Raw genomic sequence first — 25,231 nt, forward strand, 5'->3', positions numbered from 1 at the left:
AGGGAGTTACACCATGATTGTTTGCGATCGTCACGACTGGGACAGAGAACGTCACGCCTTTCATCCGGTCATCGATCAGGCAATAAGCTGGATTGCGGGAACCGATTTCAGCCAGCTGGACACCGGCAAATATGAGATTTTGCCTGACAACAAAATGTTCTGTCTGGTGCAGGAGATGATGACCGAACCCGCCAGCGCGCGTCGTGCAGAGTCCCACTTTAACTACATCGATATTCAGTATCTGCTGGCAGGCACCGAGAATATTGGTGTGGCCCGCGCCCATGCCGACCAGAAAATTACCGAAGATTTCGCCGAACAGCGCGATGTAGTGTTTTATCAGACGATTTCGAACGAGTCGGTGATTACGCTGCTGCCCGGCATGTTCGCGCTCTTTTTCCCGCACGATATCCATCGTCCCTGCTGCGCGCCTGGCGAACCCGCAACAATCCGAAAAGCCGTGATTAAAATCCACCGCGATCTCTTCACCGCCTGATTCTGGCGGTTCGCTGGCCATTCCCGCCTGCCAGGAAACTGGTCAATGTGCGCTGAATCGCGCTAGCATTGAACAAAACCCAGACGCTACGAGGACTCTATGGCTATTAAATTGATCGCTATCGACATGGATGGCACCCTGCTCAATCCGCAACATGAGATCACACCGGGAGTAAAATCCGCCCTGGATCGTGCCCGTAAGCAGGGCGTGTCGATTGTGCTGACCACGGGCCGGCCGTTTGTAGGTATCCAGCGCTATCTGATGGAACTGGATATGCAGGCGCCCGGCCAGTACGCGATCAGCAACAACGGTGCGCTGGTTCATCAGGCGGCAGATGGTGAGTGTGTGGCAGAAGTGACGCTGACCTTTGATGATTACCTTTACATTGAGAATCTGGCGCGTGAGCTTGGCGTCCACTTCCAGGCGTTCGACAAATCTCATCTCTACACGCCGAACAAAGACATCAGCGAATACACCATCCATGAAGCGAGCCTGACCGGCATTCCGGTGCGCTATCGCGCTGTGGAAGAGATGGATCGCACTATGCGCTTCCCGAAACTGATGATGATTGATCGGCCCGCCCTGCTCGACGCGGCAATTGCCCGCCTGCCCGAGCATGCTCAGCAGACTTACACCATCCTGAAGAGTGCGCCGTATTACCTCGAAATCCTCGATCGTCGGGTGAACAAAGGCCAGGGCGTCAGAATGCTGGCGGAGAAGCTCGGCCTGAAGCAGGAAGAAGTGATGGCGATTGGCGACCAGGAGAATGACCTGGCGATGATTGACTATGCCGGAACCGGCGTTGCGATGGGTAACGCCATTGATTCTGTTAAGAAAATCGCGCAGTTCATTACCCGAACCAATATGGAAGATGGCGTCGCCCATGCCATTGAAGAGTTAGTGCTGTAACGGCCCTGTTCTCTGCCGGGCCGCTGCGGCCCGGCTCCCTTACCCCGCCAAAAAAGCTGCACCGCAAAACGGAATCGCGTAATTTGTCGGGCAACGCTTTTTCCGTGGGTTTCATCATGTCAGAAAAACAGATCACCTTTGCTGCCCGTCAGCATCAGCTAACCAATATTAATGTCTGGACGGCCGACAGCCAGTGGCTCGCGTTTGACGTCCGTCCATCAGGTGCCTCCTTTACCAGCCAGACCATTGAGCGGGTCAATGTGCTGACCGGTGACGTTGAGGTGCTCTATCAGGCCCGGGATGGGGCACATGTCGGCGTCGTGACGGTCAGCCCCGATCTGCCCCCGCGCTACGTCTGCATTCATGGCCCGGAACATCCCGATGCCAGCTGGCAGTATGACTTCCATCACCGGCGCGGTGTGATTGTTGAGAACGGCGCGGCGGTAAATCTGGATGCCTGCGATATCACACCGCCCTTTACCCCTGGCGCGCTGCGCGGCGGCTCGCATGTGCATGTCTTCAGCCCTGACGGTTCACGTCTCAGCTTTACCTACAATGACCATGTCATGCATGAGCGGGATAGCCGTCTGGATCAGCGCAACGTCGGTATCGCGGTGCCGCTGCGCGCGGTGACGCCGGTTAAACAGCATCCGCGCGAGTATGACGGCACGTATTTTTGCCTGCTGGTGAGCAGGACGCATGCGGAACCGCAGCCGGGCAGTGACCAGATCAATCGTGCTTATGAGGAGTGCTGGGTCGGTGAGCGTGGCTATCAGAAACCAGACGGCCGCTGGCAGCGCTGGGCCATCGCTTTTATCGGCGACACGCTGACGGCGCAGGGTGAGAAGCGTCCCGAAGTCTTTATTGTTGATCTGCCAGACAAACTGGAAGATTACGCGCGCGCCGGAGAGAGTCCGCTGGAGGGCACCCGCGCGCAGTTACCTGCGCCACCGGCTGGTGTGCAGCAGCGTCGCCTGACGCACAGTCGTGGCGTGGCGCTGCAACCGCGCCACTGGCTGCGTACTGCGCCTGATGGCAGCCAGATCGCGTTTCTGATGGCGGATGCCGGTGCGGTGATCCAGCTCTGGACGGTCTCTCCCAACGGCGGCGAACCGCGTCAGATCACCGAACTCAGCCACAGCATTCAGTCCGCCTTTAGCTGGCATCCTGACGGCCAGTCAATTGCCTTTATCTGCAATAACAGCGTGATGCGATGTGAGGTTGAGAGCGGCGCGTGTCAGCGTCTGACGCACAGAACGGAAGAAGCACCGTCAGGTGACGCGGTAGTCTGGTCACCGGACGGGTCACAGATTGCTTTTATGCGTGAGGTGAATGGCTGGCGGCAGCTCTTTACGGTTGCGGCTGTGATCGCATAGGTGGCATAGGCTGCGCCTGTGCCAGGCTTTCATTAGTATGCGCCAGCTTTTCGCTCTGCAGAATACGTTCACGTGGGGAGTCGAGCGATTTGTCTTTGTCGCTACGGTAGTAGTCCCACGGCAGCAGCAGCGTATCCAGAACGGCAGAGAAAGGAAGATCGATTAACGCCAGCGGCTTTAGCGCCCAACTGGTATCACCATCCGTCAGCATGTCAGCGCTGGCACGGGTTCCTGGATAGTAGCCCTGACTCGCACCGGTATGAGACATCACGCTGGAACAGCCTGTTGTTGCCATAGCGCAGCACACCATTCCTGCCAGAGGTAAGGTCTTCATCAATTTCATCATCATCATCCCTTCAGCCATGGCATTAGCCTGGCTGAGTTGGCTTGCCAGACAACGTCAACACTCTGGGGCGAAGTCCGTTTGCGTCTGGCAAAAGTAGTCCTGAGTGTATGTCATTTCCGCAATTTGGCGAAAAAAATTGCACTTCGCCCTCTTGAAAATCGTTTTGTGACACCCATTTTTAGTTTACGGACGCACTTACCGTCGCCGCAAGGGACAGTGAGGTGCCGTATCCAGCCTGTCCAGTTGTGGAAGGTTGCCAAAACTTGCTGAATTTCAGGAGTCTTAATATGCGTAACTTTGATCTCACCCCACTTTATCGCTCTGCTATCGGTTTTGATCGCCTGTTTAACCTGCTCGAATCTAATCAGAATCAGAGCAATGGCGGCTATCCTCCCTATAATGTTGAACTGGTCGATGAAAATCACTATCGCATTACCATTGCAGTGGCCGGTTTTTCTCAGAGCGAACTGGATATCACGGCGCACGATAACGTGCTGATCGTGCGGGGTGCCCATCCTGAAGAGCAGGCCGAGCGTAAGTACCTGTATCAGGGAATCGCCGAGCGTAACTTCGAGCGTAAATTCCAGCTCGCCGACCACATTGTGGTGCGCGATGCCCGTCTTGAAAATGGTCTGCTGAGCATCGATCTTGAACGACTGGTGCCGGAAGAGGCGAAACCACGCCGTATTGAGATTCTGAAGTAATCCTGACAGACGCCATTAACGCGGCATTTCAGGCTGCTGAAAAACCCAAATCAGGGTGAGTCTGGCAGCAATGAATAAGCTTAAGGCGCAGGGAATACGGTCAGAGGAGGAAAGCGTCCCGCGGCAGGGACGGCGCGGGCCGAGCATGCCATGGATGGCGATTTTGCGTCTTTCCGATCTGACCGTGTTCCCTTCGCAGGCTCGGTCTTACCGCTACCGAGCTGGACGTTGTCAACAATCTCAAACGCCGCGTTAGCGGCGTTTTTTGTTTTTGATGTCAGTGGGTACACAGGCTCAGGGAGTATACGCCTTTCGCAAAAGCGCCATCCATGGCGGCTCAGCGCGGTCGATTACGCACCTCATCCCTGAGGTGCGCCCGTAAACGGGCCAACGCTTTGCGTTGTTCAAAAACGCTCCCGGTGTTTTTGTGCGGGCGGCGCGATACTTTGCTACAGGCGTATGCTCATCGCTTTGAATTTATGAGCTGCCTGAAAAAGAGAGCAGCACCAGCGTTGTTTTGCGCTCTGAGCTATAACGCTTACAAAGGCCGCGTCAGCGAAGATTTTTAAATTACGGCTGCGTTCGCATCGCTAAACGCTGACCCAGCACGCCACCAAATACATTCACCAGCAGCCCCAGAATAATCACCACCGCACCCAGCATCTGCTGACCAGAGAGGTGCTCATCCAGCACCAGCGCGGCGGTAATGATCCCGACCACCGGTACCAGCAGCGACAGCGGCGCGACGCGCCAGGTTTCATAGCGGCTGAGTAAATTCCCCCAGATAGCGTAACCGATAATGGTGGCGACAAACGCAAGGTAAAACAGCGCCAGCACGGTCTGCAGGCCGATATGCAGCAGGCTGTTGACGATGGCGGCCTGCCCCTCAAACAGCAGCGAACAGGCAAAGAAGGGAATGACCGGCACCAGCGCACTCCAGACCACCAGCGACATAATCGGCACACTGTGGTTCCGCATAATAATCTTGTTGGTAATATTCCCCAGCCCCCATGACACCGCCGCCGACAGGGTCAGCATCATAGTAGTCAGCGTAATCCCGGCGCTGGTCTGCCCCTCCATCCCCGCCGTCGCCAGCATGAACATCCCCAGCGTGGCGATGATAATCCCGACGATATGATTCCAGCGCAGCTTCTCCGCCAGCAGCAACGCACCCAGCAACAGGGTAAAGAACGCCTGCGCCTGCAGCACCAGCGACGCCAGACCGGCGGGCATGCCGAGCTTGATCGCCAGAAACAGAAACGCAAACTGACCAAAACTGATTGTCATGCCGTAAACCACCAGCCAGCGCAGCGGGATCGGCGGGCGACGCACAAAGAAAATAGCGGGAAAGGCGACCAGCGCGAAACGCAGTCCGGCCAGCAAAAAAGGCGGCATGCCCTGCAACCCGAGCTTAATCACCACAAAATTCACGCCCCACGCTACCACCACGCACAGCGCTAACAGCATATCTTTTACCGACATCTGAAACTCCTTGAGCTGCCGTCAGGCGGTGATCGCAATCGGGGAGGCGATATCAGCACAACAACCTTCACCCACGATGCGAAAATAGTCATCTGCAGCCAGCGCGATCGACTTCTCCAGCTCGCCCGCGTTAAACCATAATGTGCCGACCTGCTGCAGCCGGGTATCGACCCGCAGCGCCAGCCGGTCATCAAAACTAAACGGCGGCACCGCACCCATCACACAGCCGGTCAGTGCCTGCGCCAGCTCTGGCGCGGCGAACGAGGACTTTTTGCCGCCGATGGCGCGCGCCGCGCTTTTGAAATTGATCCGACAGTCACCCGGCACAATCGCCAGCAGCTGACGCGATGGCGCACCGTCCGGCATAGTGACCTCCAGTACCATCGCTTTGGCCGCCTGACCCAGCGCGTTGCCGCGGATCTGGCTGATCTGATCGGTCTGCCCGACCGCTTCATGCTCCACCACGCGGTAGCTGGCCTGATGCTGATCCAGCAGCGCTGTAATTTTTTCAAACGTCGTCATTCCCTTCTCCTCTTCTGGCACAACCTGGCTTAGCTCCAGGCGATAGCGTGTTTCATCTTTTTATCGGTCAGCCCGAAAAAGAACCCCATGGTGATGCGGGTATCACCTTCAACCCGGTCGATCTCGTGATAAAAAGCAGGATTAAACAGATAGATATCACCGCTGCGTGGTGAAAATTCGCAGATCTCGCTGTTTTCAATCACGCCACGGCGGTAGCCCAGCTCACCGGCGGTTTTGAACTGCTCATCCTCCGGCGTCCACTTTTTGTTGTAGATACGCAGCGCGCCACCCGCGTTGCACTCCTGCAGGCAGACCACGCAGCTGAGCTGATGCAGGATCTGCGTCACCACCAGCGAGGTCTTTGCGGCGTCGCGCACGATATTGTCGTTATGCAGCGGGTTCGCGACGCCATTGGCATGAAAGCGCACGATAGAACCGGCGTAGTCGCCACGACCCGGTTCGTGAGCGATGTTTAAACTTTCCAGCCGCAGTGCATGCTGCACCCAGCCGTAAATCTGTTCGCGCAGCGGGTTCAGCGAGGGCGGAAGCGCCGGCTGGATATCGCGCTGCTCGGTAAAATAGTTTTCGGGAGCCGCCGTATGGCGCGCCAGATAAGGACCCAGCGTGGTCAGTGCGCCATTCGGATAGTGAGAGACACGGATCTTTTCCCGGCAGCCCTGCAGATCAGCCACCACCGTTTCCCGCATCTCTGGCGTCAGGAAATTACGCAGCACCAGCAGCGGCACCCGTGCAGTGACGATGTCATCCAGCCAGGTCGATTCCACAAACATGTTGGGATTAATCACGCGGAACTGATTGAAAATAGCCATGTTTATCACTCCCTAAACGGTATTTCATAGAGTTCATGATTGTTCATTCGCCGCCAGCTGCCGGCGCTGCCTGGTATTGTTACGGGTTCAGAGGCGATCAGCGTGCAACCGTCCTGTTGCCGAAAATGCATCGTAAAGTAGTCAGGGAAAGGCGTATCGTGCGGATGCCACTGCCACGCCCAGGCTTTGTCGCGGGTGACGAAAATGGCATTGCCTGCGCTGCCGCCGGGTTCTATCTGCGCCATCTTTGCGCGCAGATAGTCGCGGGTGAAATCGGCGGGCGTGGTCTGATCCACAAGGTAATGCAGATACTCTTCGGAATCGAAGCGGGATTCCGCCAGACCCAGCTGACGGTAAATGGTCGGCAGAAAGCCGTTATGCATCATGTACCAGTGATGTCCGGCGCTGTTGCGCCAAAGCGGATGCGAAAATTCGATTCCCTGATTTTTACTCAGCGTGGCGTGACGCACATGCACCGCCAGAAAGCGGCTGCGCAGGCGATCCACATCAATGCCCGGCAGAGCGTCGGCGAACGGGCCGGTGCCGTGCAGGGTCCGAATCTCGCCCTCTTCCAGCCACAGACAGCCCCAGCCGTTGGGATGTGATTTAATCGGGCCATCATGTTCGGCGCCTTCACCGCAACTCATGGCACGCGCCGCCTCTAAAATCTGTTCGCTGTCGAACTGGCCATGCGCCAGAATCATCCTGCACATACTTTGTCTCTCCCGGCGGTGACGGATTGCGCGGCAATGATCTGCTGAAACGCAGTCATAATGGGTTCGCGCGTGGAGGCCGTCAGGCTGAACGTTGCCAGAATGCCCGCGTGGCGGGTCAGATCGGCATAGAGCGAAGATCGGGGTGAAACCTGTAATGCCGGCAATCTGAGTGGTGGCAACAGCGCACCCTGCTGATGCTGATCGATCCAGCGTTCGGCTGCCTGAAGCTGCGCCGGTTGCCGTAATCGCAGCTGGCCGACCGCACCGGGTGGGGTGAAGGTAAAGGCAGGCAGTGCGCCGCCCGCTTCCAGCCGGAAGGTGACTTCCGCCCAGTTGATGCCCGTCGTCGCCTGCACCAGCGTCGCCACCCCCATGCCGGAGAGCCGGAATCCCATCTCCAGAAAATGTGGCACGCCATTCACCACGATGAAATCGATGTGAAACGCACCCTGACGATAGCCAAAGGTTTCGCAGCAGAACGTCATCAGACCGCTGAACGACGCTGGCAGGGCTGCTGCCGCCATCGCCACATGCCCCGACTCATAAAAGCTGACGCAGCCTTCGCTATCCCGGTGCTGCTCAATGACCTTCTGGCAGCAGGTCAGCGCCAGGGGATGCCCCTGATGCACCACGCCCTGCAACGAAAACTCCGTGCCTGTCAGCGCGCTTTCCACAATAAAGCCGCTGAAGCCGCGCCCGCCATAGTTCATGGTCTGTACCAGCCGCATTACTACGCTATGCAGCTGATCGGCGCGCTCAATCAGCCAGATGCCCAGCCCGCCGCCGCCATCCACCGGTTTCACGACACAGGGATAGATCAGCGCCTTTTCCGCATCCAGAATGCTGAGCGGCGAGGCAAAAAAGCGGAACTCCGGCTGCGGGAAGCGCGGCCAGGCTTTTTTCAGCGCCATGCGCTGCGCATACTTATCCAGCGGAATAAAGGCGGCGGATGCGTCAGGCCCGGCCAGCATCTCGCGCAGCCGTCCGGCGCTGGCGTTGTAGGCTTCAAAGCCCGCCAACACCACCAGCGGATGCGCCAGTAAACCGGCGTGGAGATAGGCCTGCATGACCTCCCACGGATTCTCAGGACGGTCGAGGCGGATAATCAGATCAAACGGCAGCGCCAGGCTTAACGACTGGTAATCGACAAAATCGCCCATTTCCGCCAGTACGGTGAAATAGCCTTCGCGCTTTGCCACCTCGCAGTAGGGGTTCTGGCCATCGCGGGTGGCGCCAATTTGCAGGAAAATCTTTTTCATCGCCTTGCCTTACCGGGTTAACGCCCGGAAATGATTTCTGTCACGATGTCGTTGAGCACACCGTTATTGACCTGAATCACCGCTTTATGGGGATCAAAACGCAGGACGCGCGACAGCGGATCGCGGCTTTTGCCGTCCAGCAGCGAACTGACCGTCTTACTCTGCCAGCAGTGCTGAATCTGCGTCAGCGTCAGGCCAGAGAGCTGCGTTAACTGCTGGGCCAGCGCGAGATCCTCACTGCGCTGCTCAAGCAGGTCGCGAATGGCTGTTTCATCCAGCGCAATCTGCTGCTGTGACAGCCACTGTCCGAGCTGTTCTCCCTGTGCCAGGAAGGGTGAGTAGATCATGCAGATCAGCTGGTCGTCGTTAAGGTCAAACGCCTGCAGGGCGAAGTCCGCCGCACGCTGCCGCTGCTGGTGGATGGCGGCGTCATCCTGATAACGTGCCGCCATCTCATCAATCAGCTGTGGCGGAAAATCTTTCTTCACCATCAGCCCCAGCGCAAAGCGCACATATTCGCGGATCCCTTCAGCATAGTTACGCTGCAACAGCGTTTCTGCCCGCAGTCCGCGCAGGTGCGCCATCAGTGTCGGATTACCGCAGTCGGACTCAGAAAAGCTGAACATCAGTTCATCAAAACGAAAACGCATAAATTCGCTGAGCAGCGCCCAGTGCGCGCCCGCTTCATAGGCGGTGTCCTGATAGATGTTGAAAAACAGCGGATCGCGCGCCAGCTGGTGGGTAATACGGTGTGCGGGTGTCAGTTGATCGGCACCGTAAACGTCAGAGAAGTAGCGCTCCGCCACGCCGTCCAGCGTCTGGAGAAAGCCGCTGAAGCCCCGGCCTTTGTCCGCTACCGGCGCATCAAACAGCCGTGAAAGGTGCCGCGCCCAGGCAACATAGGCGGCCTGCTCCTGCGGCGAGTCGCCGGTGACAATCAGATCCACGCCGCCGTTGTAGTCTGCCGCGAGGCCAAAGGAGTTCACCATGCTGAGATTACAGGCATTGCAGAAGGTCGAGCGCCCATCGGCACGAAAGCGATGGCCATTCATCAGCACATCATGGCGGTTCTGCTGCCGCACGCTCTCCGGCATCGGCAGGTCGCGGGCAAACGGCCGAATCAGCAGGCCATCCACCACCAGACATTCGGCCCGTTCATCGTCATGCATCGCCAGCGCCTGATACACGCGATGGATATTCTCCATCACGCTCTGATTCATAGCCGCGTGGCGGTTGGTGCTGACCCGAAGGGAGAAAGTGCTGCCCTGCTGTTGCCAGATCAGGCCCTGAATGTATCGCACGTAAGCCACCATGTAGCTGCTGTCTTTTCCGCCGCCATAGGCGAGCAGCACACGGTTGTTCTCCAGCTGCAGCTTATCCGGTAACACCGCCAGCAGGCGGGCGGAGCAGCGCTGAGCTGACTCCATGATCGCAGACGACAGATACGCTTCAATCTCCTTCATCATGGCGGGCAGATTATTCATTTCTCGCATTTCCCTCAGGTGAACAGAATCGCTTTATGGCCTGAAGCCCGGGGGCTGGCAGGGTCGCCGTGCCGTTCAGCATCATGAATAATTAAGAGATGCAGCCTAAAGTACTTTGAATGTACTCTGTTGAATATGCACAGATCAGCGCGATATGGGGTGGAACAGATGGCCGATGTTATCGGGGAACAGGAGAGTCAGAGCAGTCGTTACCGCCAGATAGCAGAACAGATCAAGCAGGCCATTCATGCCGGTTCGCTGGCTCCCGACAGCCGTCTGCCGTCGGTGCGTACGCTGGCGACGCAGTACAATGTCAGCCTCACCACCGCCCTGAAAACACTGCGCACGCTGGAGGATGAGCGCTACGCCGTCGCCCGGCCTAAATCGGGCTTTTTTGTCGCCCCGCAGCGGCTCTCTTCACGTCAGCTGCCCGCCATCAGCGAACAGCCACATGCCATCGCACCGCTGGATGAACAGACCGAACTGCATCTGGCGATGCTTGGCTCAGACTGCCGGGTGCGCCTCGATCTGGCTAACGGCGACAGCGCGCTCTATCCGGTCAAACGCATCGGCCTGCTGATGCGCCAGATGGGCTACAGCAAACCGGCCCTGCTCGGCAATACGGTCAAGGGCACCGGCTATGCGCCACTGAAAACCGAGATTGCCCGCCGCGCGGTCGATTATGGCTGCAATATCAGCGCCGACGATATTCTGATCACCAACGGCTGCATCGAGGCGATCTCACTGTCGCTGCGTGCCACCACCCAGCCGGGTGACGTCGTGGCCGTAGAGTCACCCTGCTATTTCGTGCTGCTGCAGATGCTGCATAACCTGAATCTGCGGGTGATTGAAGTGGAAGCCGGGCCGGAAGGGTATGTGAATGTGGCAAAGCTCACCGGGCTGTTTCAGCGTAAAGCGGTGCGGATCTTTCTCACCCTGTGCAACGTCAATAATCCGCTGGGCAAAAGCATTCCCAACGAGCATAAAGCCTATATCGCGCGGCAGGCGGATGAGAACGATGTGGTGATTATTGAGGATGATATTTTTGGCGATACCGCCTTTGGTGAGCGGCGCCCCTTCCCGATGCGCGCCTTCAGCCCCAATGCCATTCTCTGCAGCGGCTTCTCTAAAACCGTGGCACCGGGCATTCGTATTGGCTGGGTGCACAGCGTCAACTACATGCGCAAAATCGCCTCCCTGAAATATACCTCCACCATGGGCACCTCCGTGCTGTCACAGGCGGCGGTGGCGGAGTTGCTGCGCAGCGGCGGCTATGATGCGCATCTGCGCAAACTGCGTCGCGAGCTGGCGCGGCAAATCCGTGAAATGCGGCAGTCGGTACTACGGGAATTTCCGGCGGGAACCCGGGTGTCCGATCCGGAAGGAGGCTATGTGCTATGGGTGGACATGCCACGAGGGGCACTGAACGTGCGCGAGCTGTTTCTGAAAGCGCGCAATGCGGGCATCGGGATTGCGCCGGGCCACATTTTTGCTACCGATCAGCGCTACGATCACTGTTTCCGGCTGAATGCCGGTTTCGGCTGGAATGCGGAAGTGGAACAGGCGATACAGCAGCTGGCACAGTGGTGCCAGCTGTCGTTAACCGATTCACAGGAACAGCAGGATTAACTGTCGCGCCAGGCGTTCTCAACCTCTTCTGCCAGAATCTGCACCGCCCGCTCGATGTTCTCTGCATCCGGCACGTAGTTCATCCGCATACATTGATGAGTGTGCGGCCACGCCTGCTCCAGCCCCGGGAAGAAGAAGTGGCCCGGCACCATCAGCACGCCACGCGCTTTAAGCCGTTGATAAAGCAATTCGGTGGTGATCGGCAGATCGGGGAACCAGAGCCAGAGGAAAATCGCCCCTTCCGGCTTATGGATCAGGCAGCGATCTTCCGGCAGATAGCGCCGCAGGATTGCAATGGTCTGCTGCACCTTCTGCTGATAGAACGGCTTAATCACCTCTTCAGAGAGCCGCAACAGATCGCCGCGACGGATCATCTCATTGGCGATGGCCGGACCGATGCTGCCTGGCGCCAGGCTGATGATGCCGTTCATATTGCTCAGCGCAGTAATGGTCTTCTCATCCGCGATAATAATGCCGCAACGCGCACCCGGCAGGCCGAGCTTCGACAGGCTCATGCAGAGAATGATGTTGGGATTCCACAGCGGGCGCACCTCGCTGAAGATGATGCCGGGGAACGGCACGCCATAGGCGTTGTCGATCAGCAGCGGCACGTCATGCTGCTGTGCCAGCGCATCAAGCTGCATCAGCTCATCATCGGTGATCACATTGCCGGTGGGGTTGGTCGGGCGCGAAACGCAGATCAGGCCGACATCATCGTTCATCGGCAGATGCTCGAAGTCGACATGATATTTAAACTGGCCTTCCGGCAGCAGCTCAATGTTCGGCTTCGCCGACACAAACAGATCCTCTTCCAGACCGGCATCCGCATAGCCAAGATACTCAGGCGCCAGCGGGAACAGCACCCGCTTTTTGCTGCCATCGGCCCGGCGACCGGCGTACAGGTTAAACAGATAGAAGAAGGCGCTCTGGCTGCCGTTGGTCAGCGCGATGTTCTCTGCGGTAATCGGCCAGCCAAGCTGTTCGCTCAGCAGTCCGGCCAGCGATTCGAGCAGCGTCGCTTTGCCGCGTGGACCGTCATAATTGCACAGTGCCTCGCTGAGTTTGCCCTCCTCATGCATCTGCTGCAGCAGTTGCTGAAAATAGTCGTTCATGGCCGGAATTTGCGCCGGATTGCCGCCACCCAGCATGATGTTGCCGGGCGTACGCAGGCCTGCACCCATATCTTCCATCAGACGTGAGATGCCGGAATGTTGGGTAAATTTGTCGCCGAACTGAGAAAAGGACATAGCGGTTAAATATTTGTAATAGCGAATCGGGGGTCCACCATAACGCCCGCCATCGGCGGGCGCAATGGGAAGGCATGGGGATTACTTCAGCGCCTGCGGGTTCACGCAGTTTTTCTCAACGTTTCCGCCGAGCGCGGCGATGAGATTCTCTACCGCATCCTGCATCATGCCGTAACGGGTTTCATGCGTGGCGGAACCGATGTGCGGCAGCGTCACCACGTTAGGCAGTGACAGCAGCGGAGAGTCGGCAGAGACCGGCTCCTGCTCAAACACATCCAGCCCGGCAGCGTGCAGTTTGCCCGCCTGCAACGCGGCGATCAGCGCCTGCTCATCCACCACCGGCCCGCGACCGGCGTTGATCAGCACTGCATCCGGCTTCATCAGTTCCAGTTCGGCAGCACCGATCAGATGGTGCGTCTCTTCCGTCAGCGGCAGGCTGATGCAGACGAAATCACTCTGCTTCAGCAGCGCCTCCCGTTCACAGCGCTGCGCGCCAAAGCGCGACTGCGCCTCTTCATGTTCGCGGCGGGCGTTGTAGAGGATTTTCATGCCGAAGCCGAAGTGGGCGCGCTGCGCCAGCGCCATGCCGATACGTCCCATGCCGAGAATACCCAGCGTTTTATGGTGCACGTCGATGCCAAACTGCGCCGGACCAATGCTCTTCTGCCAGTTGCCCGCTTTAACCCAGGCATCCAGTTCCGGCACACGGCGCGCCGTGCTCAACACCAGGGCTATCATGGTATCCGCCACGGTTTCGGTCAGCACGGTCGGAGTGTGCATCAGCACCACGTGATGCTGATTCAGTGCATCAACATCGAAATTGTCATAGCCCACAGAGACGCTGGAGCAGACGCGCAGATTGGGCATTTTCGCCAGCAGTTCGCCATTCACTTTACCGCCCGATCCCAGTAGCCCTTCTGCCTGCTGAAACACGGCAGCATGCTGCTGCTGGCTTTCCGGCGACAGATCGCTGATTTCCGTCACGTCACACTGTTCAGCCAGACGTGCGTAGAGATCATCAGGCAGTTTTTTATAAAGAATTACAGCGGGTTTCATTCGGTGGCTCCCGTTCAATAAGTAGCGGGCGGCTTGCAGGCCGCCCGGAGAAACAGAGATTAACGATTACGCTTTTAGTATGCTGACTAAGCCCTGTGCGCTTACAAACAGCACGCTCTAGCGTTTACGCTTTCAGGCCGGTTTCGCACCCTGCAGCGGCGGGGCTTTATTCTGCGCCGGTTTCACAATCAGCGTCAGCCATACCGAAACCAGCAGGGCCGATCCCATAAAGATGTAAGACGCCGACGGGCTGCCGGTAGCACCATTAAGATAGCCGACAATCCATGAACCGATGAACGACCCCAGCGCACCCATGCTGTTGATCAGCGCCATCGCGCCACCGGCGACATTACGTGGCAGCATCTCAGGGATGATGGCGAAGAACGGTCCGTAAGGGGCATACATCGCGGCACCGGCAATCACTAACAGGGTATAGGACATCCAGAAATTGTTCGCTCCCACCAGATACGAGCCAAGGAATGCCAGCGCACCAATCAGCAGCAGCGGCCAGACGAACAGCTTACGATTCTGGGTTTTGTCCGACGCCCAGGAAACCACCACCATCGCAATGGTCGCCGCCAGATACGGCACCGCTGAGAGCCAGCCCGCTTCTACCATGCCCATCTGCGTACCGTTGCGCAGAATCGACGGCAGCCACAGCACAAAGCCATACACGCCGATGCTCCAGGCAAAGTACTGGAGGCAGAGAAGGATGACGTTGCGGTTACGGAACGCTTCACCGTAGTTACGCACCGCTTTAATATTTTCCTGCTCTTTATGCAGTTCAGCCTGTAATGCCGCTTTCTCGGCATCGCTCATCCAGCGCGCCTGTGCCGGTTTATCCTGCACCAGGAACCACCAGGCAATCGCCCAGACCACCGCCGGAATGCCTTCGAAGATAAACATCTCACGCCAGCCAAAAGATTCAATCAGATAGCCCGACACCACCGACATCCACAGCACCGTAACCGGATTACCAAGAATCAGGAAGGTGTTAGCACGCGAACGTTCCGATTTGGTGAACCAGTTGCTGATATAGATCAGCATCGCGGGCATCACGGCGGCTTCTACAACGCCCAGAACAAAGCGAATCGCGGCCAGCATCGGAATGTTGCTGACCACGCCGGTCAGCGAGGCACAGCCGCCCCACAGCATCAGACAGACGAAAATCAGTTTTTTGACGCTGCGACGCTCGGCGTAAATCGCCCCCGGGATCTGGAAAAAGAAGTAACCCAGGAAGAACAGCGCACCCAGCAGCGAGGACATGCCTTTGGTGATGCCGAGATCGTCGTTAATCCCGGCAGCAGAAGCGAAGCTAAAATTTGCACGATCGAGATACGCCAGGCTGTAGGTGACAAACACGATGGGCATGATGAACCACCAGCGTTTTGGCGCGATTGTCTGCTTTTTCATCGGGAACTCCTGTGACTATAGAGGGGCGCGAACTACACGTCGCCCAATTGCTGACGCGTCGGCAGACCTTCGCTGTCACCAATGACCTGAATCGCCATCGAACCAATTTTGTTGCCGCGCCGAATCGCCTGCGGCAGCGACTGACCTTCCAGCAGCGCGCTGATGACGCCAACGGCAAAGCCATCACCGGCACCCACGGTATCCACCACGTTATCGACTTTAATCGCCGCAACCTGACCCTGTTCGCCCTGCGCGGTTTTATACCAGGCACCGTCACAACCGGTTTTAATCACGACGGCTTTCACACCCCTGTCGAGATAGAAATCCGCAATCGCTTCCGGCTGACGATAACCGGTCAGAATCAGACCCTCTTTTTCGCCCGGCAGTACCCAGTCGGCATACTCCGCCAGCAGATTGAGCTGCTTACGCATCTCCTCTTCGCTGCGCCACAGTACCGGTCGCAGGTTCGGGTCAAACGAGATGGTTTTGCCGCGTGCACGCATCTCTTTGGCGGTGTGCTTCAGCAATTCTAATGAACTTTCAGACAGCGCCGCTGCCACACCGCTGAGGTGCAGATGGCGCGCCGAGCCGAAATAGTCCCCGTCAAAATCATCGACGGACAGATGGCTGGCAGCCGAGCCTTTACGGAAATATTCCACCAGCGGATCGGAACCGTCATCTACTTTGGACTTGAGCTGAAAACCGGTGGGATAGCGCTTATCGACTGTCACCCTGGCATGGTCGATGCCCTCTTTTTCCAGCTGCTGGCAGATAAACCGGCCAAAGGCGTCATCGCCGACACGGCTGACCCAGCCCACTTTCAGGCCAAGACGTGACAGGCCGGTCGCTACATTGAGTTCCGCGCCCGCGGCACGTTTAACAAAGGTCTCTGCTACGGCCAGGTCGCCAGTTTCACGGGCGATGAACATCGCCATCGCTTCACCGATGGTGACCACATCAAGCGGACCGTTGTGATGCATAGTGTGATGTGTCGTCATCTTCGCTCCTTACACGTTACGCAACAGCGACACGTAGTGGCGCGTCACCGCAGTCAGATCGGCGCCTTCCAGCGGAAATTCAATACCGCGCGGCGCGCGAGCGGGCAGCTGTTGCAGCAGCGTGCGCCAGTGGTCATCATCCTCATCCAGCGCAATCGCCCGGAAGCTATCCTGATGTGGCACAGCGGCTTTGACATGCACATAGCCCACCTGCGCGGCCAGCTGCGTCGCCGCCTGATCGGCGTCTTCGCCGGTCCAGCACCAGTTACCCATATCAAAGGTCATGCTGATCGGCAGATCGGTTTCGCGCACCGCCGTGAAAAACGCGACGGACGGTGCCAGTCGGCCATGTTCGGTCTGGTCGTTTTCCACGGTCAGCTGGAATGGCAAATCCGCCAGCAGCGCCTGCAACGTTTCGCGAGGCAGCGCACCGGTAAAGTCTCCCAGCGCCACTTTCAGCCGCTGCGCGTTTAGCTGGCGTGCCTCTTCAACGTAGTGGGTTATGCGTGGATTGATTTCGCCGCCGTCACAAAACAGGGTATCCGGCACGGAATAGCTGGCATGCAGCTGATGCTCAGCTATTGCCCCGGCCAGCGCTGGCAGATCGGCCAGCGCCGCATCATCAAGTAATTCGCGTCGGATTTCGACCCCGTCAGCGCCCGCCTGCTGGATGACTGGCAGCAGCGCAGCCTGTCCGCCGAGTGCGGCGATTTGCATGTGGCCATAAGCGGCGGTCACTACGATAATGTCAGGTTTCATGTTCTACTCCATGGCAGAGGTCTGCCCATAACGAATAGAAAAACCCTAAATGGAACCGGTTCCAAAGCAAAGCAGCAAACTGTGAAATTATGATCGTGCTCACGAAGCGGGCATGTAAACAGAAGGTTAAATCTGAAATTCAGCCCAGAGGCTGGCTGGAGCCGCGAACGATCAGTTCACCAGAGAAGACCTGCTCGGCAACCGGCAATTCGCTGCCCTCTATGCGCGCAATCAATCGCTCCAGCGCGCTGTAGCCAATCTGCCAGGTCGGCTGTTTCAGCGTAGTGATGCCGGCACCAGCCAGCGCCGCCCACTCCAGTTCGTCGAAACCAAGCAGGCCGATATCACGGCCCCAGTGCAGGTTAAGTCGTTGCAGCGATCGCGCCACCTGCAGCGTCAGTGCTCCGTTGGCAACCATCACCGCGCAGCGTTTACCGGTGTGACGCTGCCGGAAGGCCAGAAGCGCCTGATCCAGTGCGGCGGTCTGGTGCAGCGGCACTTCCGCATTTTCATGCTCAACCTGCGGATGCGCCGCCAGCAGCTGGCGGAAAGCCTGCAGACGCTCGCGTCGCGTATTCACGCTGCCCAATGGCTCGCTGAGAAACAGCAGCGCGTCATAGCCATTGTCGACCAGATGGCGTGTGGCCGTCTCGGCCGCTTCGGCATTGTTCAGGCCCACCACATCACAGGGAAAGTCGGGGATTTTACGGTCAATCAGCACCATCGGCAGCAGGGATTGTTGCAGATGGCTGAGCACCTCTTCACGCATGCCGACCGCGTTAACCACGATGCCCTCAACCTGATAACTGCTCAGCAGTTGCAGATAGTGCTGCTCCAGATCCACTTCGTTGTTGGTGTTACACATCAGCAGCGTGAAACCCTGCTCCCGGCAGGCAGCTTCAATGCCGCTCATCACATCGACGGAATAGGGATTAGTAATGTCGGCGATAATCAGCCCAATCAGGCGGGTACGTCCGCGCTTCAGGCCGCGCGCCATCTGACTCGGACGGTAGCTGAGATCCGCAATGGCCTGTTCAATCCGCGCTTTTAAGTCGGCAGAGAGCAGATGCAGCTCGCCATTGAGATAGCGTGAAACGCTGGTTTTACCGGTTCGTGCCGCGTGAGCAACATCGCTTATGGTGGCGCGAGGCGGCCTGATTTTCATGAGATATCCTGCGAAAATAAGAAACCCGGCAGAGACTAGCACAAGCGAAGCCCGGCGCAAAAAGTGCTAGGCCGGTAATTGCAGCCAGGGTTGCCACAGGGTCTGTAACGTTTCTGGCGGTTCGCCGTTGATCAGCCTGATAACCATGTCAGCCACCTGTTCGCCGGCCTGATGCGGCGTTGCCTGCCGAATCGCAGCCATGGGATGATCGAGAATCGCATCACGTGGTAATCCTTCCCAGCCTGCGAGCAGAATGGCGTCCTCGCCCGCTGTCCGACCAGCCTGCTGCAGCGCCAGGGCTGCGCCTTCAGCCAGCGCAGCGCAGTCGGTGATAATCACTTCTGGCGCGGGTTCCCCTGCCAGCCACTCACGCGTCTGGTGATAGCCGGCACGGCGCGACGGCGCGACCGCCGCCATCGCATAAGGCGCAACGTCACCCAGCGCCGTCAGATAACCCTGACGCCGGTCACGTACCCGCGTGCTGTTTTCATTGCTGCCGAGCCAGGCTATCCGCTGCCGTCCCTGCGCCAGCGACCAGCCCACCGCCAGTTGTGAACCGGCAAGGTGATCAACATCAAACCAGGCGTAGGCGGCTGGCAGCTCGCTGCGGCCCAGCGCCAGAAAGCGAAAACGGGTCTGCATCAGCGCGTTCAGTCGGCTGTCTTCTGGCGTGGTATGGCCGACGATCAGGGCATCGACGGCCCCACTACGCAGCAGGCGCGTCAGGGTTGAGTGACTCTGCTGCTGTTTATCCGCCAGCAATAGCAGGTTAATTTCATGACGGGCAAGATGATGATCCAGCGCCAGCAGCATGTCACTGAAGTCGCTGCCACTCAGGGAAGATTCAATGACCGGATAAACGAGCCCTACTGCGTTTGCACGGCCGGTTTTCAGTCGTCGGGCCGCCGCATTAGGCCGGTAGCCGCACCGCTGCGCTTCCTCTTCAATGCGTTTACGCGTCTCCTGAGCGACATCCTGATAACCATTAAGGGCACGGCTGACAGTCGTAACGGAAAGACCTAAAACTGCAGCGATGGCTTTAAGAGACATGGGGCAAGTCCACTGATCAATTTTTGATCAGGCTACCATAAAGCCTCTGCTGGCTCTATCCGCAGAAACATTACTGGTGCTTTTAACGTGATGCTTTACAGAAAAGGTACGCCCCCGTTCGGGGGCGACCGCGATTATCCCAGCGGGGTGAGCGTAATTTCAACGCGACGGTTTTGTGCTTTGCCTGCTTCAGTGCTGTTGGTGGCAACCGGGTTATCCGGGCCTGCACCCTGTGTACGCAGGCGATTGCTGGCAACACCCTGCACGATCAACGCACTGGCTACACTTTCAGCACGCTGCTGTGACAGACGCATGTTCAGCGCACGGCTGCCGGTACTGTCGGTGTAACCCACGACGTTTACCGCGGTTTTCGGATACTCTTTCAGCACCATTGAAACACCCGTCAGGGTGTTGGCGCCGGCAGGTTTCAGGTTGCTGCTGCTGGAGTCGAAGGTGACATTGTTTGGCATATTCAGGACGATGTTATCGCCGTTGCGGGTTACGCTGACACCGGTCCCGCGCATTTTGTCACGCAATTTCGCTTCCTGCACGTCCATTTAGTAACCCACGCCACCACCCAGCGCCGCGCCGCCTGCGGCCCCAATCAGCGCACCTTTACGACGATCTTTCTTCGATGAAGAGAGCACGCCGACACCGGCACCGACTAATGCGCCAAGGCCCGCGCCCACGCCTGACTTACCCGCCTGAGATTCGCCGGTATAAGGATTGGTGGTACAACCTGGCAGGGCCAGACTGCCGCTTAATAACAAGGTGATGACGATTAATTTCTTCTGCATTTTTGTTCCCTTACATTCGACACACAGGGAAAAACCTTTCCCATAAGTGGCACGATTATGCCGTCTGGTGACCGGGAATGTAGTGCGGAAAAATCCTGATTTACCGGGAATTACGCCTTTTGATTGTCAGGATGGCAAAAACAGTTGCTCTGATGATCGTTTATCAGCCCGCAGGCCTGCATAAAGGAGTAGCAAATTGTAGGGCCGATGAATTTGAAACCACGCAGCTTCAGCGCCGTCGAGAGCGCAATGGCCTGCTCTGACGTGGTGGGTGCCTGGCTGTAATCAGGATGATGGTGGACAATTTGCACGTTATCGACAAACTGCCAGACGAAGTCGCTGAAATCCTCGCCTTTCGCTTCCATCTCAATAAAAGCGCGGGCGTTCGCGATAATGGCGGCGATTTTGCCGGGGTGGCGGATAATGCCGCTGTTAAGCATAAGATCGTCGATGTCGGCAGCGTCCATCTGCGCAACAGCCTGAGGATCAAACTGGTGAAACGCCGCCCGATAGTTTTCGCGTTTTTTTAGCACGGTGATCCAGGATAATCCCGCCTGCTGTCCTTCCAGACAGAGCATCTCAAAAAGTGCGCGCGTCTCTCTCTGCGCCACACCCCATTCCCTGTCGTGATACGCCAGATAGAGGGGATCCTGCGTTACCCAGCCACATCGTTGCATCGTTTTGTTCCTTTATAACGAGAATATTTTAGCGGTCCGCTTGATCTTAGAATTAATCGGTTGATAGTTAAACGATCACCGGTTAAATAACAGAGACGGGCCGAAAAATTCATTAAGACGCCATAACTTCAGCCTTGCCCGGAGAAGCGATGTTGCCGAGAAGCGGTTGGAAAGGTCTGCGGACCTGCTGTGCTGTAGGGCTGTTAATGTTCACGCAACCGACTTTTGCCCGCGGCGGCACCTCTGCGCCTCAGCATCCTGACTTTCTGCCCGACTACGACACAATTCTGGCGGAGAAGATCGCCCTGACGCCACTTGCGTTCAGCGATGAGAGCCGCGCCCTGTTTGAAGCTGCAATTAATTCTCCCACCGCTTCCCCCATTGCCCTGCACAGTGAAACCGGTAGCACAGGCACCACGCCGCTGGGTAAACGTTATCGGGCGGGCGTTGATATGCCGATTGCGCCGTCATTGACCACCGGACCCGTGGCGCAGTATGCAGTCGATCCCCAGCTGATGAACTGTCTGCAATGTGACTATAGCGATCAGCAGATCCGGGAGCAGAGCGCTAGCGTTGGCTGGCGCATCGATTCGCAGCAGGGATGGATATCGCCCTGGGCGCAGCTGAGTTACCACTATCTGATGGCGGATACGCCGCAGAGCCCACAGCGCGAGGCGACGAATGGCTCGGATCAATCCGACGGTATCGATTTAAGCATCGGCGCACAAATGCCACTGAACGATAATCTGGCGGCTTTCGCGTCATTTTCACAAAGCGAAGCGCTGAATAACGACGAGCAGCAACTTTATAGCTTTGGCTTCAGCGCCAGCTTCTAGCGAGGCATAAAAAGAGAAAGGGAATCGGGCGTTTAAAATATAATGAGTCCGCTAATCATTATACTGGTAACAAAATGCGCAACGATTTGACAATTATTGGCCGCGAAATCGCGGTCTTCCTGATGGCCGCCCTAGTTCTCGCCCTGACTCTCGTCCCCGTCTACATTGATGTGGCCTGGATGAACGACGCACTGCACGAAACCTCTTTCACTGAAACTACCCAGGAAATCATGCTGGCAATGATCGCCGGGCTGTTTTTCATTGCCGCCCGCCGTCGCCCCGCCCAGCGCGGAGCGCTGACTTTAGTGGCAGGCTTTTACAGCTGCATGCTCATCCGCGAGCTCGACTTCGTGTTTGATGTCATTCAGCACGGCAGCTGGGTCTGGTTTGCCCTGGCGGTCACGGCGGGTTCGCTGGCCATTGCGCTGCGTACGCCAAAGAAAACCGTGCATGCGCTGGCGAACCTTGTCCAGCACCGCAGCTGGCCGGTGATGGCTTCCGGATTTTTAGTGGTGCTGGTTTTTTCCCGCCTGTTTGGTATTCACGCGCTGTGGCAGCATCTGATGCTCGATGATTACAACCGCGTGGTGAAAAACATGGCCGAAGAGGGCACCGAGCTTCTGGGATACAGCCTCTGCTGGCTCGCCTCGGTTCGCTATTTATGGCAGACCCGCCCGGCCGCTGTCAGCGTCCGCGCCAACGAATCTGCATCGACCCGCCATGCCTCTTCTCCCGTCACGTCGCACTGACTGCTGAGTTGCTTTTTAAGCGATCCCGACCCTCAAAACAGGTACAATAAACACTTCTGCGTCGGCGACAGGTTCCCGGCGCAAGGTGTTCGTTAACCTCAGGTCTTTTCATGTCAGCTAAAATCTTAACTTCAACGCTCATTGGCCTGGATGCCTTTCGACAGGATCCGCTGACTGCCCTGCAGCAGGCAGAAAAGGGCACGCTGGCGGTGTTAGATAATTATGCGCCGGTGATGTACGCCATCACGCCAGCGCGTCTGGCTGAACTGCTGGCGCTGGAAGCCGCCGCCCGACAGCCGAATGATGTCGCGCTGGATGACAGCCTCTATGACGACGCGCCCGCCGCAATCCACACGCCCGCAGGCAAGTTCGCCATATATCCGGGCTGGCAGCCGGATGCCGACTTTACGCGTCAGGCCGCCATCTGGGGCGTGGCGCTGAGTGAACCGGTGACGCCCGGCGAGCTGGCGGCCTTTGTGGCCTACTGGCAGGCGGAAGGCCGGATGTTCCATCATGTGCAGTGGCAACAGAAGCTGGCGCGCAGCATTCAGATAAACCGCGCCGCAAACGGCGGGCAACCGAAGCGTGATATCACACAGTTGCCTGATCCTGACCGTACCATTCCCGATGGTTTCCGAGGTGAATGATGAAAACGCCAGATGATCTCTTTAACCGTCTGAAAAGAATGATGCCTGCGGGCACCCGCCCTAAATTTGCCAATGGCGAAGAACTGCTGGCGTGGAATCAGGAGCAGGGGCGCCTGCGTTCAGAGGCGATTGTGCGTGAGAACCGCGCAATGAAAATGCAGCGCGTGATGGGCCGTTCCGGCATCCGCGAGCTGCACATGAACTGCTCATTTGATAATTACCGGGTAGAGAACGAGGGACAGCGTAAAGCGCTGGAGCTGGCGCGTCAGTACGCCGCTGAGTTTGATGGCAGCATCGCCAGCTTTGTCTTTTCCGGGCGTCCTGGCACCGGTAAAAACCATCTGGCTGCTGCGATTGGCAATGACCTGATCCTGCGCGGTAAAAGCGTGCTGATCGTGACGGTCGCCGATCTGATGTCGAGCATGAAGGGGACCTTCAGCGGCAGCAGCGGCATCACCGAAGAGCGGCTGATTCAGGATCTCAGCAGTGTTGATCTGCTGGTGATTGATGAGATCGGTATGCAGAGCGAGTCACGCTACGAAAAAGTGATTATCAACCAGATTGTCGATCGGCGCTCTTCATCGAAACGCCCGACCGGCATGTTATCCAACCTCGACCATGCGGGCATGAATGCGCTGCTGGGCGAGCGCGTCATGGACCGTATGCGCCTGGGCAACAGCCTGTGGGTTCGTTTTGACTGGGAGAGTTATCGCAGTCGGGTGCGCGGCGACGAGTATTAACAATGACCCGGCTACGCCGGGTCATTGCGCTGATGAGGACGCCGGTACAGCAGAAAAGCCAGGCTTAAGCTGGCGATCTGATCGCCGTCACGATCTCAGCCACCACCGATCAGGTTGTGTGAAACAGCCCGCAAAAGTGTGGCATGAAGAATACGCCGGGGCTGTTACACTCAATTCTTACTCCTCTGTTGGGAGAATCCGTGATGAAAACGAACGGCAAAGGCCCCGCACTACTGCGACTCAATAACCAGAAACGGGTGATGGCTCAGCTGCGTAAGCTGCGCGTGACGTCGCGTCAGGATCTGGCGGAGGCGCTGATCCTCAGCAAAAACACGGTCTCATTAATCATTGATGACCTGCTGGAGCAGGGTCTGATAGAGGAACTTGGGCCGGTCAGCGTCGCGGCTGCCGGACGGCCTAAAATCGGGATCACCTTGCGGCCGGAAAAGCTTAAGAGCGCAGGCGTCATGGTAGAACGCAACGTGATTCACTGGCGGGTCTGCGACTACTTTTCACAGGTGCTGGCTGAAGCGACGCTGCGCACCGATACCCGTCATCCGACCCGCCTGCTGGCTGAGCTGGCTATGCTGTGCCGGGAACTGACAGATCGCTATCCCGACTTGCTCGGTATTGGCCTCGGCTTCCCCGGCATCGTCGATCCCCGGCGCGGCTGGATGCATATCTCATTGCCGCTGGAATGGCAGGATGTTGACCTGCTGACCACGCTGCGCAAGCATGTGCGTCTCCCCATCCGCATTATGAATAATGTTAAAGCCGCTGCGCTACTGGCTGTCGAGCAAAGTGGATTATCGCCGGAGAGCGGTCATTTTTATCTGCGTATTTCCGAGGGGATTGGCGGCGCACTGGTACAACAGGGTCAGGTATTTACCGGGCATAGCTGGACGGCGGGCGAAGCAGGACATCTGGTTGTCCAGCCTGAAGGGCCACGTTGCAGCTGCGGCCGCCGGGGGTGTCTGGAAGCGCTGGTCAGCAAGCCTGCAGTGAATCAGCAACTGGCGCAGCGTCAGCCTGGCCTGAGCTGGCAGAATCGCGATAGCGCGCCGCGCGTAGTGGATGAAGTGATGGCGCAGGCGGGCGGCTATCTGGGTGCGGCACTGAGTCAGATTATGTTGCTGCTCAATCCCGCTACCATCATCATTGATTGTCCGTGGAATGCCAGTGAGCGCTTCTGCAAGGCGGTGCGCGATACCGCACACGGCAATGCGCTGGCCTTTACCGCCGCGCACACTCTGCTGCACTTCCCGGAAAACCGGATTGATCCGGCAAACGGGCTGGCACTGGCGGTGCTGGAACAGAGTGAGCAGCGCGTGGGGTGAGCGTGCCCCC

The 25,231-nt window shown here is 57.6% G+C and carries 25 protein-coding genes and 1 pseudogene; 10 read left to right on the plus strand and 16 right to left on the minus strand.

All coding sequences use genetic code 11. The features are described 5' to 3' along the window. Positions 1–13 precede the first annotated feature (13 nt). From QSK07_RS19870 to QSK07_RS19880, 3 genes are all read left to right on the plus strand, one after another. Positions 14–493, plus strand: coding sequence for a NanQ anomerase/TabA/YiaL family protein (locus tag QSK07_RS19870; RefSeq protein WP_098051924.1), 480 nt, complete (start codon positions 14–16; stop codon positions 491–493). Between the two features lie 99 nt (positions 494–592). Continuing rightward, positions 593–1,402 carry a sugar-phosphatase gene (gene yidA, locus QSK07_RS19875; protein WP_098051925.1) on the plus strand — a complete coding sequence of 270 codons (810 nt, stop codon included), beginning with the start codon at positions 593–595 and terminating at the stop codon, positions 1,400–1,402. A gap of 116 nt (positions 1,403–1,518) precedes the next feature. Then, positions 1,519–2,778, plus strand: coding sequence for a YidR family protein (locus QSK07_RS19880; protein ID WP_098053112.1), 1,260 nt, complete (start codon positions 1,519–1,521; stop codon positions 2,776–2,778). On the opposite strand, the gene QSK07_RS19885 is transcribed toward QSK07_RS19880, so the two are convergent. After that, a complete protein-coding gene (locus QSK07_RS19885; RefSeq protein ID WP_275222220.1) occupies positions 2,753–3,121 on the minus strand; it encodes a YceK/YidQ family lipoprotein in 369 nt (122 codons plus the stop codon). The two genes, QSK07_RS19880 and QSK07_RS19885, sit on opposite strands and share 26 nt — an antisense overlap. A gap of 290 nt (positions 3,122–3,411) precedes the next feature. On the opposite strand from QSK07_RS19885, the gene ibpA reads away from it, so the two are divergent. Continuing rightward, positions 3,412–3,828, plus strand: a complete 417-nt coding sequence (gene ibpA, locus QSK07_RS19890) for a small heat shock chaperone IbpA (protein WP_003849623.1) — start codon at positions 3,412–3,414, stop codon at positions 3,826–3,828. A gap of 570 nt (positions 3,829–4,398) precedes the next feature. Here ibpA and QSK07_RS19895 read toward each other — a convergent pair. Genes QSK07_RS19895 through QSK07_RS19920 form a run of 6 tightly spaced genes read right to left on the minus strand, consistent with a single transcriptional unit; the run spans position 4,399 to position 10,121 of the window. After that, complete coding sequence (locus QSK07_RS19895) at positions 4,399–5,310, minus strand: EamA family transporter (protein WP_285722559.1); 912 nt, start codon at positions 5,308–5,310, stop codon at positions 4,399–4,401. A 21-nt stretch (positions 5,311–5,331) separates the two neighbouring features. Continuing rightward, positions 5,332–5,832: a YbaK/EbsC family protein gene (locus QSK07_RS19900; protein ID WP_098051928.1), complete on the minus strand. Its 501-nt coding sequence runs from the start codon at positions 5,830–5,832 to the stop codon at positions 5,332–5,334. A 29-nt stretch (positions 5,833–5,861) separates the two neighbouring features. Further along, on the minus strand, positions 5,862–6,662 hold the full coding sequence (locus QSK07_RS19905) for a 2OG-Fe(II)-dependent halogenase WelO5 family protein (RefSeq protein WP_285722561.1): 801 nt from the start codon (positions 6,660–6,662) through the stop codon (positions 5,862–5,864). A 5-nt stretch (positions 6,663–6,667) separates the two neighbouring features. Continuing rightward, a complete protein-coding gene (locus tag QSK07_RS19910) occupies positions 6,668–7,375 on the minus strand; it encodes a class II glutamine amidotransferase (protein WP_098051930.1) in 708 nt (235 codons plus the stop codon). Continuing rightward, positions 7,363–8,637 carry an ATP-grasp domain-containing protein gene (locus QSK07_RS19915; protein ID WP_285722564.1) on the minus strand — a complete coding sequence of 425 codons (1,275 nt, stop codon included), beginning with the start codon at positions 8,635–8,637 and terminating at the stop codon, positions 7,363–7,365. Before QSK07_RS19915 ends, QSK07_RS19910 begins: the two co-directional genes overlap by 13 nt. Before the next feature lie 17 nt (positions 8,638–8,654). Next, the gene (locus QSK07_RS19920) at positions 8,655–10,121 is read right to left on the minus strand and encodes a hypothetical protein (RefSeq protein ID WP_285722566.1); all 1,467 of its coding nucleotides are present in this window, start codon (positions 10,119–10,121) and stop codon (positions 8,655–8,657) included. Positions 10,122–10,289: 168 nt separating this feature from the next. On the opposite strand from QSK07_RS19920, the gene QSK07_RS19925 reads away from it, so the two are divergent. Beyond that, positions 10,290–11,750 carry an aminotransferase-like domain-containing protein gene (locus QSK07_RS19925; protein ID WP_098051933.1) on the plus strand — a complete coding sequence of 487 codons (1,461 nt, stop codon included), beginning with the start codon at positions 10,290–10,292 and terminating at the stop codon, positions 11,748–11,750. Here the strand turns inward: QSK07_RS19925 and QSK07_RS19930 are convergent. The 9 genes and pseudogenes from QSK07_RS19930 to QSK07_RS19970 all read right to left on the minus strand — a co-directional run bounded on the left by QSK07_RS19930 (position 11,747) and on the right by QSK07_RS19970 (position 20,912). After that, a complete protein-coding gene (locus QSK07_RS19930; RefSeq protein WP_285722569.1) occupies positions 11,747–12,997 on the minus strand; it encodes a valine--pyruvate transaminase in 1,251 nt (416 codons plus the stop codon). The genes QSK07_RS19925 and QSK07_RS19930 overlap by 4 nt on opposite strands. A gap of 81 nt (positions 12,998–13,078) precedes the next feature. Next, the gene (ghrB, locus tag QSK07_RS19935; RefSeq protein ID WP_285722571.1) at positions 13,079–14,053 is read right to left on the minus strand and encodes a glyoxylate/hydroxypyruvate reductase GhrB; all 975 of its coding nucleotides are present in this window, start codon (positions 14,051–14,053) and stop codon (positions 13,079–13,081) included. 132 nt (positions 14,054–14,185) lie between these two features. Continuing rightward, positions 14,186–15,466 carry an MFS transporter gene (locus QSK07_RS19940; RefSeq protein WP_285722573.1) on the minus strand — a complete coding sequence of 427 codons (1,281 nt, stop codon included), beginning with the start codon at positions 15,464–15,466 and terminating at the stop codon, positions 14,186–14,188. A 32-nt stretch (positions 15,467–15,498) separates the two neighbouring features. After that, entirely contained in the window at positions 15,499–16,464 is a 966-nt protein-coding gene (locus QSK07_RS19945) for a sugar kinase (protein ID WP_285722575.1), read from the minus strand. 9 nt (positions 16,465–16,473) lie between these two features. Further along, positions 16,474–17,223 carry a sugar phosphate isomerase/epimerase family protein gene (locus QSK07_RS19950; protein ID WP_285722577.1) on the minus strand — a complete coding sequence of 250 codons (750 nt, stop codon included), beginning with the start codon at positions 17,221–17,223 and terminating at the stop codon, positions 16,474–16,476. Positions 17,224–17,362: 139 nt separating this feature from the next. Beyond that, the gene (locus QSK07_RS19955; RefSeq protein ID WP_098051939.1) at positions 17,363–18,388 is read right to left on the minus strand and encodes a LacI family DNA-binding transcriptional regulator; all 1,026 of its coding nucleotides are present in this window, start codon (positions 18,386–18,388) and stop codon (positions 17,363–17,365) included. Between the two features lie 66 nt (positions 18,389–18,454). Next, positions 18,455–19,438 (minus strand): LacI family DNA-binding transcriptional regulator, encoded by a 984-nt coding sequence (locus QSK07_RS19960; RefSeq protein WP_098051940.1) that lies wholly within the window; start codon positions 19,436–19,438, stop codon positions 18,455–18,457. Between the two features lie 134 nt (positions 19,439–19,572). Further along, positions 19,573–20,235 (minus strand): annotated as a pseudogene (locus tag QSK07_RS19965) (OmpA family lipoprotein). Positions 20,236–20,345: 110 nt separating this feature from the next. Then, on the minus strand, positions 20,346–20,912 hold the full coding sequence (locus QSK07_RS19970) for a DNA-3-methyladenine glycosylase I (protein WP_285722579.1): 567 nt from the start codon (positions 20,910–20,912) through the stop codon (positions 20,346–20,348). Positions 20,913–21,118: 206 nt separating this feature from the next. Here QSK07_RS19970 and QSK07_RS19975 point away from each other — a divergent pair, with 206 nt between their 5' ends. From QSK07_RS19975 to QSK07_RS19995, 5 genes are all read left to right on the plus strand, one after another. After that, a complete protein-coding gene (locus QSK07_RS19975; protein ID WP_285722580.1) occupies positions 21,119–21,748 on the plus strand; it encodes an autotransporter in 630 nt (209 codons plus the stop codon). Between the two features lie 74 nt (positions 21,749–21,822). Next, complete coding sequence (locus tag QSK07_RS19980) at positions 21,823–22,497, plus strand: hypothetical protein (RefSeq protein WP_098051944.1); 675 nt, start codon at positions 21,823–21,825, stop codon at positions 22,495–22,497. A 110-nt stretch (positions 22,498–22,607) separates the two neighbouring features. After that, on the plus strand, positions 22,608–23,144 hold the full coding sequence (dnaT, locus tag QSK07_RS19985; RefSeq protein ID WP_098051945.1) for a primosomal protein DnaT: 537 nt from the start codon (positions 22,608–22,610) through the stop codon (positions 23,142–23,144). After that, complete coding sequence (dnaC, locus tag QSK07_RS19990) at positions 23,144–23,884, plus strand: replicative helicase loader DnaC (protein WP_033734618.1); 741 nt, start codon at positions 23,144–23,146, stop codon at positions 23,882–23,884. The genes dnaT and dnaC overlap by 1 nt, the downstream gene beginning before the upstream one ends. 203 nt (positions 23,885–24,087) lie before the next feature. After that, positions 24,088–25,221 carry an ROK family protein gene (locus QSK07_RS19995; protein WP_098051946.1) on the plus strand — a complete coding sequence of 378 codons (1,134 nt, stop codon included), beginning with the start codon at positions 24,088–24,090 and terminating at the stop codon, positions 25,219–25,221. Positions 25,222–25,231 lie beyond the last annotated feature (10 nt).

Origin of the sequence: Pantoea sp. QMID4 (genome assembly GCF_030270445.1) — a bacterium.
Taxonomy (GTDB): domain Bacteria; phylum Pseudomonadota; class Gammaproteobacteria; order Enterobacterales; family Enterobacteriaceae; genus Pantoea; species Pantoea vagans.

Bases quoted from the DNA above. Each gene is read 5' to 3' on its own strand.
- QSK07_RS19870 (WP_098051924.1), top strand. From the start codon at position 14: ATGATTGTTTGCGATCGTCACGACTGGGACAGAGAACGTCACGCCTTT.
- yidA (WP_098051925.1), top strand. From the start codon at position 593: ATGGCTATTAAATTGATCGCTATCGACATGGATGGCACCCTGCTCAAT.
- QSK07_RS19880 (WP_098053112.1), top strand. From the start codon at position 1,519: ATGTCAGAAAAACAGATCACCTTTGCTGCCCGTCAGCATCAGCTAACC.
- QSK07_RS19885 (WP_275222220.1), bottom strand. From the start codon at position 3,121: ATGAAATTGATGAAGACCTTACCTCTGGCAGGAATGGTGTGCTGCGCT.
- ibpA (WP_003849623.1), top strand. From the start codon at position 3,412: ATGCGTAACTTTGATCTCACCCCACTTTATCGCTCTGCTATCGGTTTT.
- QSK07_RS19895 (WP_285722559.1), bottom strand. From the start codon at position 5,310: ATGTCGGTAAAAGATATGCTGTTAGCGCTGTGCGTGGTGGTAGCGTGG.
- QSK07_RS19900 (WP_098051928.1), bottom strand. From the start codon at position 5,832: ATGACGACGTTTGAAAAAATTACAGCGCTGCTGGATCAGCATCAGGCC.
- QSK07_RS19905 (WP_285722561.1), bottom strand. From the start codon at position 6,662: ATGGCTATTTTCAATCAGTTCCGCGTGATTAATCCCAACATGTTTGTG.
- QSK07_RS19910 (WP_098051930.1), bottom strand. From the start codon at position 7,375: ATGTGCAGGATGATTCTGGCGCATGGCCAGTTCGACAGCGAACAGATT.
- QSK07_RS19915 (WP_285722564.1), bottom strand. From the start codon at position 8,637: ATGAAAAAGATTTTCCTGCAAATTGGCGCCACCCGCGATGGCCAGAAC.
- QSK07_RS19920 (WP_285722566.1), bottom strand. From the start codon at position 10,121: ATGAATAATCTGCCCGCCATGATGAAGGAGATTGAAGCGTATCTGTCG.
- QSK07_RS19925 (WP_098051933.1), top strand. From the start codon at position 10,290: ATGGCCGATGTTATCGGGGAACAGGAGAGTCAGAGCAGTCGTTACCGC.
- QSK07_RS19930 (WP_285722569.1), bottom strand. From the start codon at position 12,997: ATGTCCTTTTCTCAGTTCGGCGACAAATTTACCCAACATTCCGGCATC.
- ghrB (WP_285722571.1), bottom strand. From the start codon at position 14,053: ATGAAACCCGCTGTAATTCTTTATAAAAAACTGCCTGATGATCTCTAC.
- QSK07_RS19940 (WP_285722573.1), bottom strand. From the start codon at position 15,466: ATGAAAAAGCAGACAATCGCGCCAAAACGCTGGTGGTTCATCATGCCC.
- QSK07_RS19945 (WP_285722575.1), bottom strand. From the start codon at position 16,464: ATGACGACACATCACACTATGCATCACAACGGTCCGCTTGATGTGGTC.
- QSK07_RS19950 (WP_285722577.1), bottom strand. From the start codon at position 17,223: ATGAAACCTGACATTATCGTAGTGACCGCCGCTTATGGCCACATGCAA.
- QSK07_RS19955 (WP_098051939.1), bottom strand. From the start codon at position 18,388: ATGAAAATCAGGCCGCCTCGCGCCACCATAAGCGATGTTGCTCACGCG.
- QSK07_RS19960 (WP_098051940.1), bottom strand. From the start codon at position 19,438: ATGTCTCTTAAAGCCATCGCTGCAGTTTTAGGTCTTTCCGTTACGACT.
- QSK07_RS19970 (WP_285722579.1), bottom strand. From the start codon at position 20,912: ATGCAACGATGTGGCTGGGTAACGCAGGATCCCCTCTATCTGGCGTAT.
- QSK07_RS19975 (WP_285722580.1), top strand. From the start codon at position 21,119: ATGTTCACGCAACCGACTTTTGCCCGCGGCGGCACCTCTGCGCCTCAG.
- QSK07_RS19980 (WP_098051944.1), top strand. From the start codon at position 21,823: ATGCGCAACGATTTGACAATTATTGGCCGCGAAATCGCGGTCTTCCTG.
- dnaT (WP_098051945.1), top strand. From the start codon at position 22,608: ATGTCAGCTAAAATCTTAACTTCAACGCTCATTGGCCTGGATGCCTTT.
- dnaC (WP_033734618.1), top strand. From the start codon at position 23,144: ATGAAAACGCCAGATGATCTCTTTAACCGTCTGAAAAGAATGATGCCT.
- QSK07_RS19995 (WP_098051946.1), top strand. From the start codon at position 24,088: ATGAAAACGAACGGCAAAGGCCCCGCACTACTGCGACTCAATAACCAG.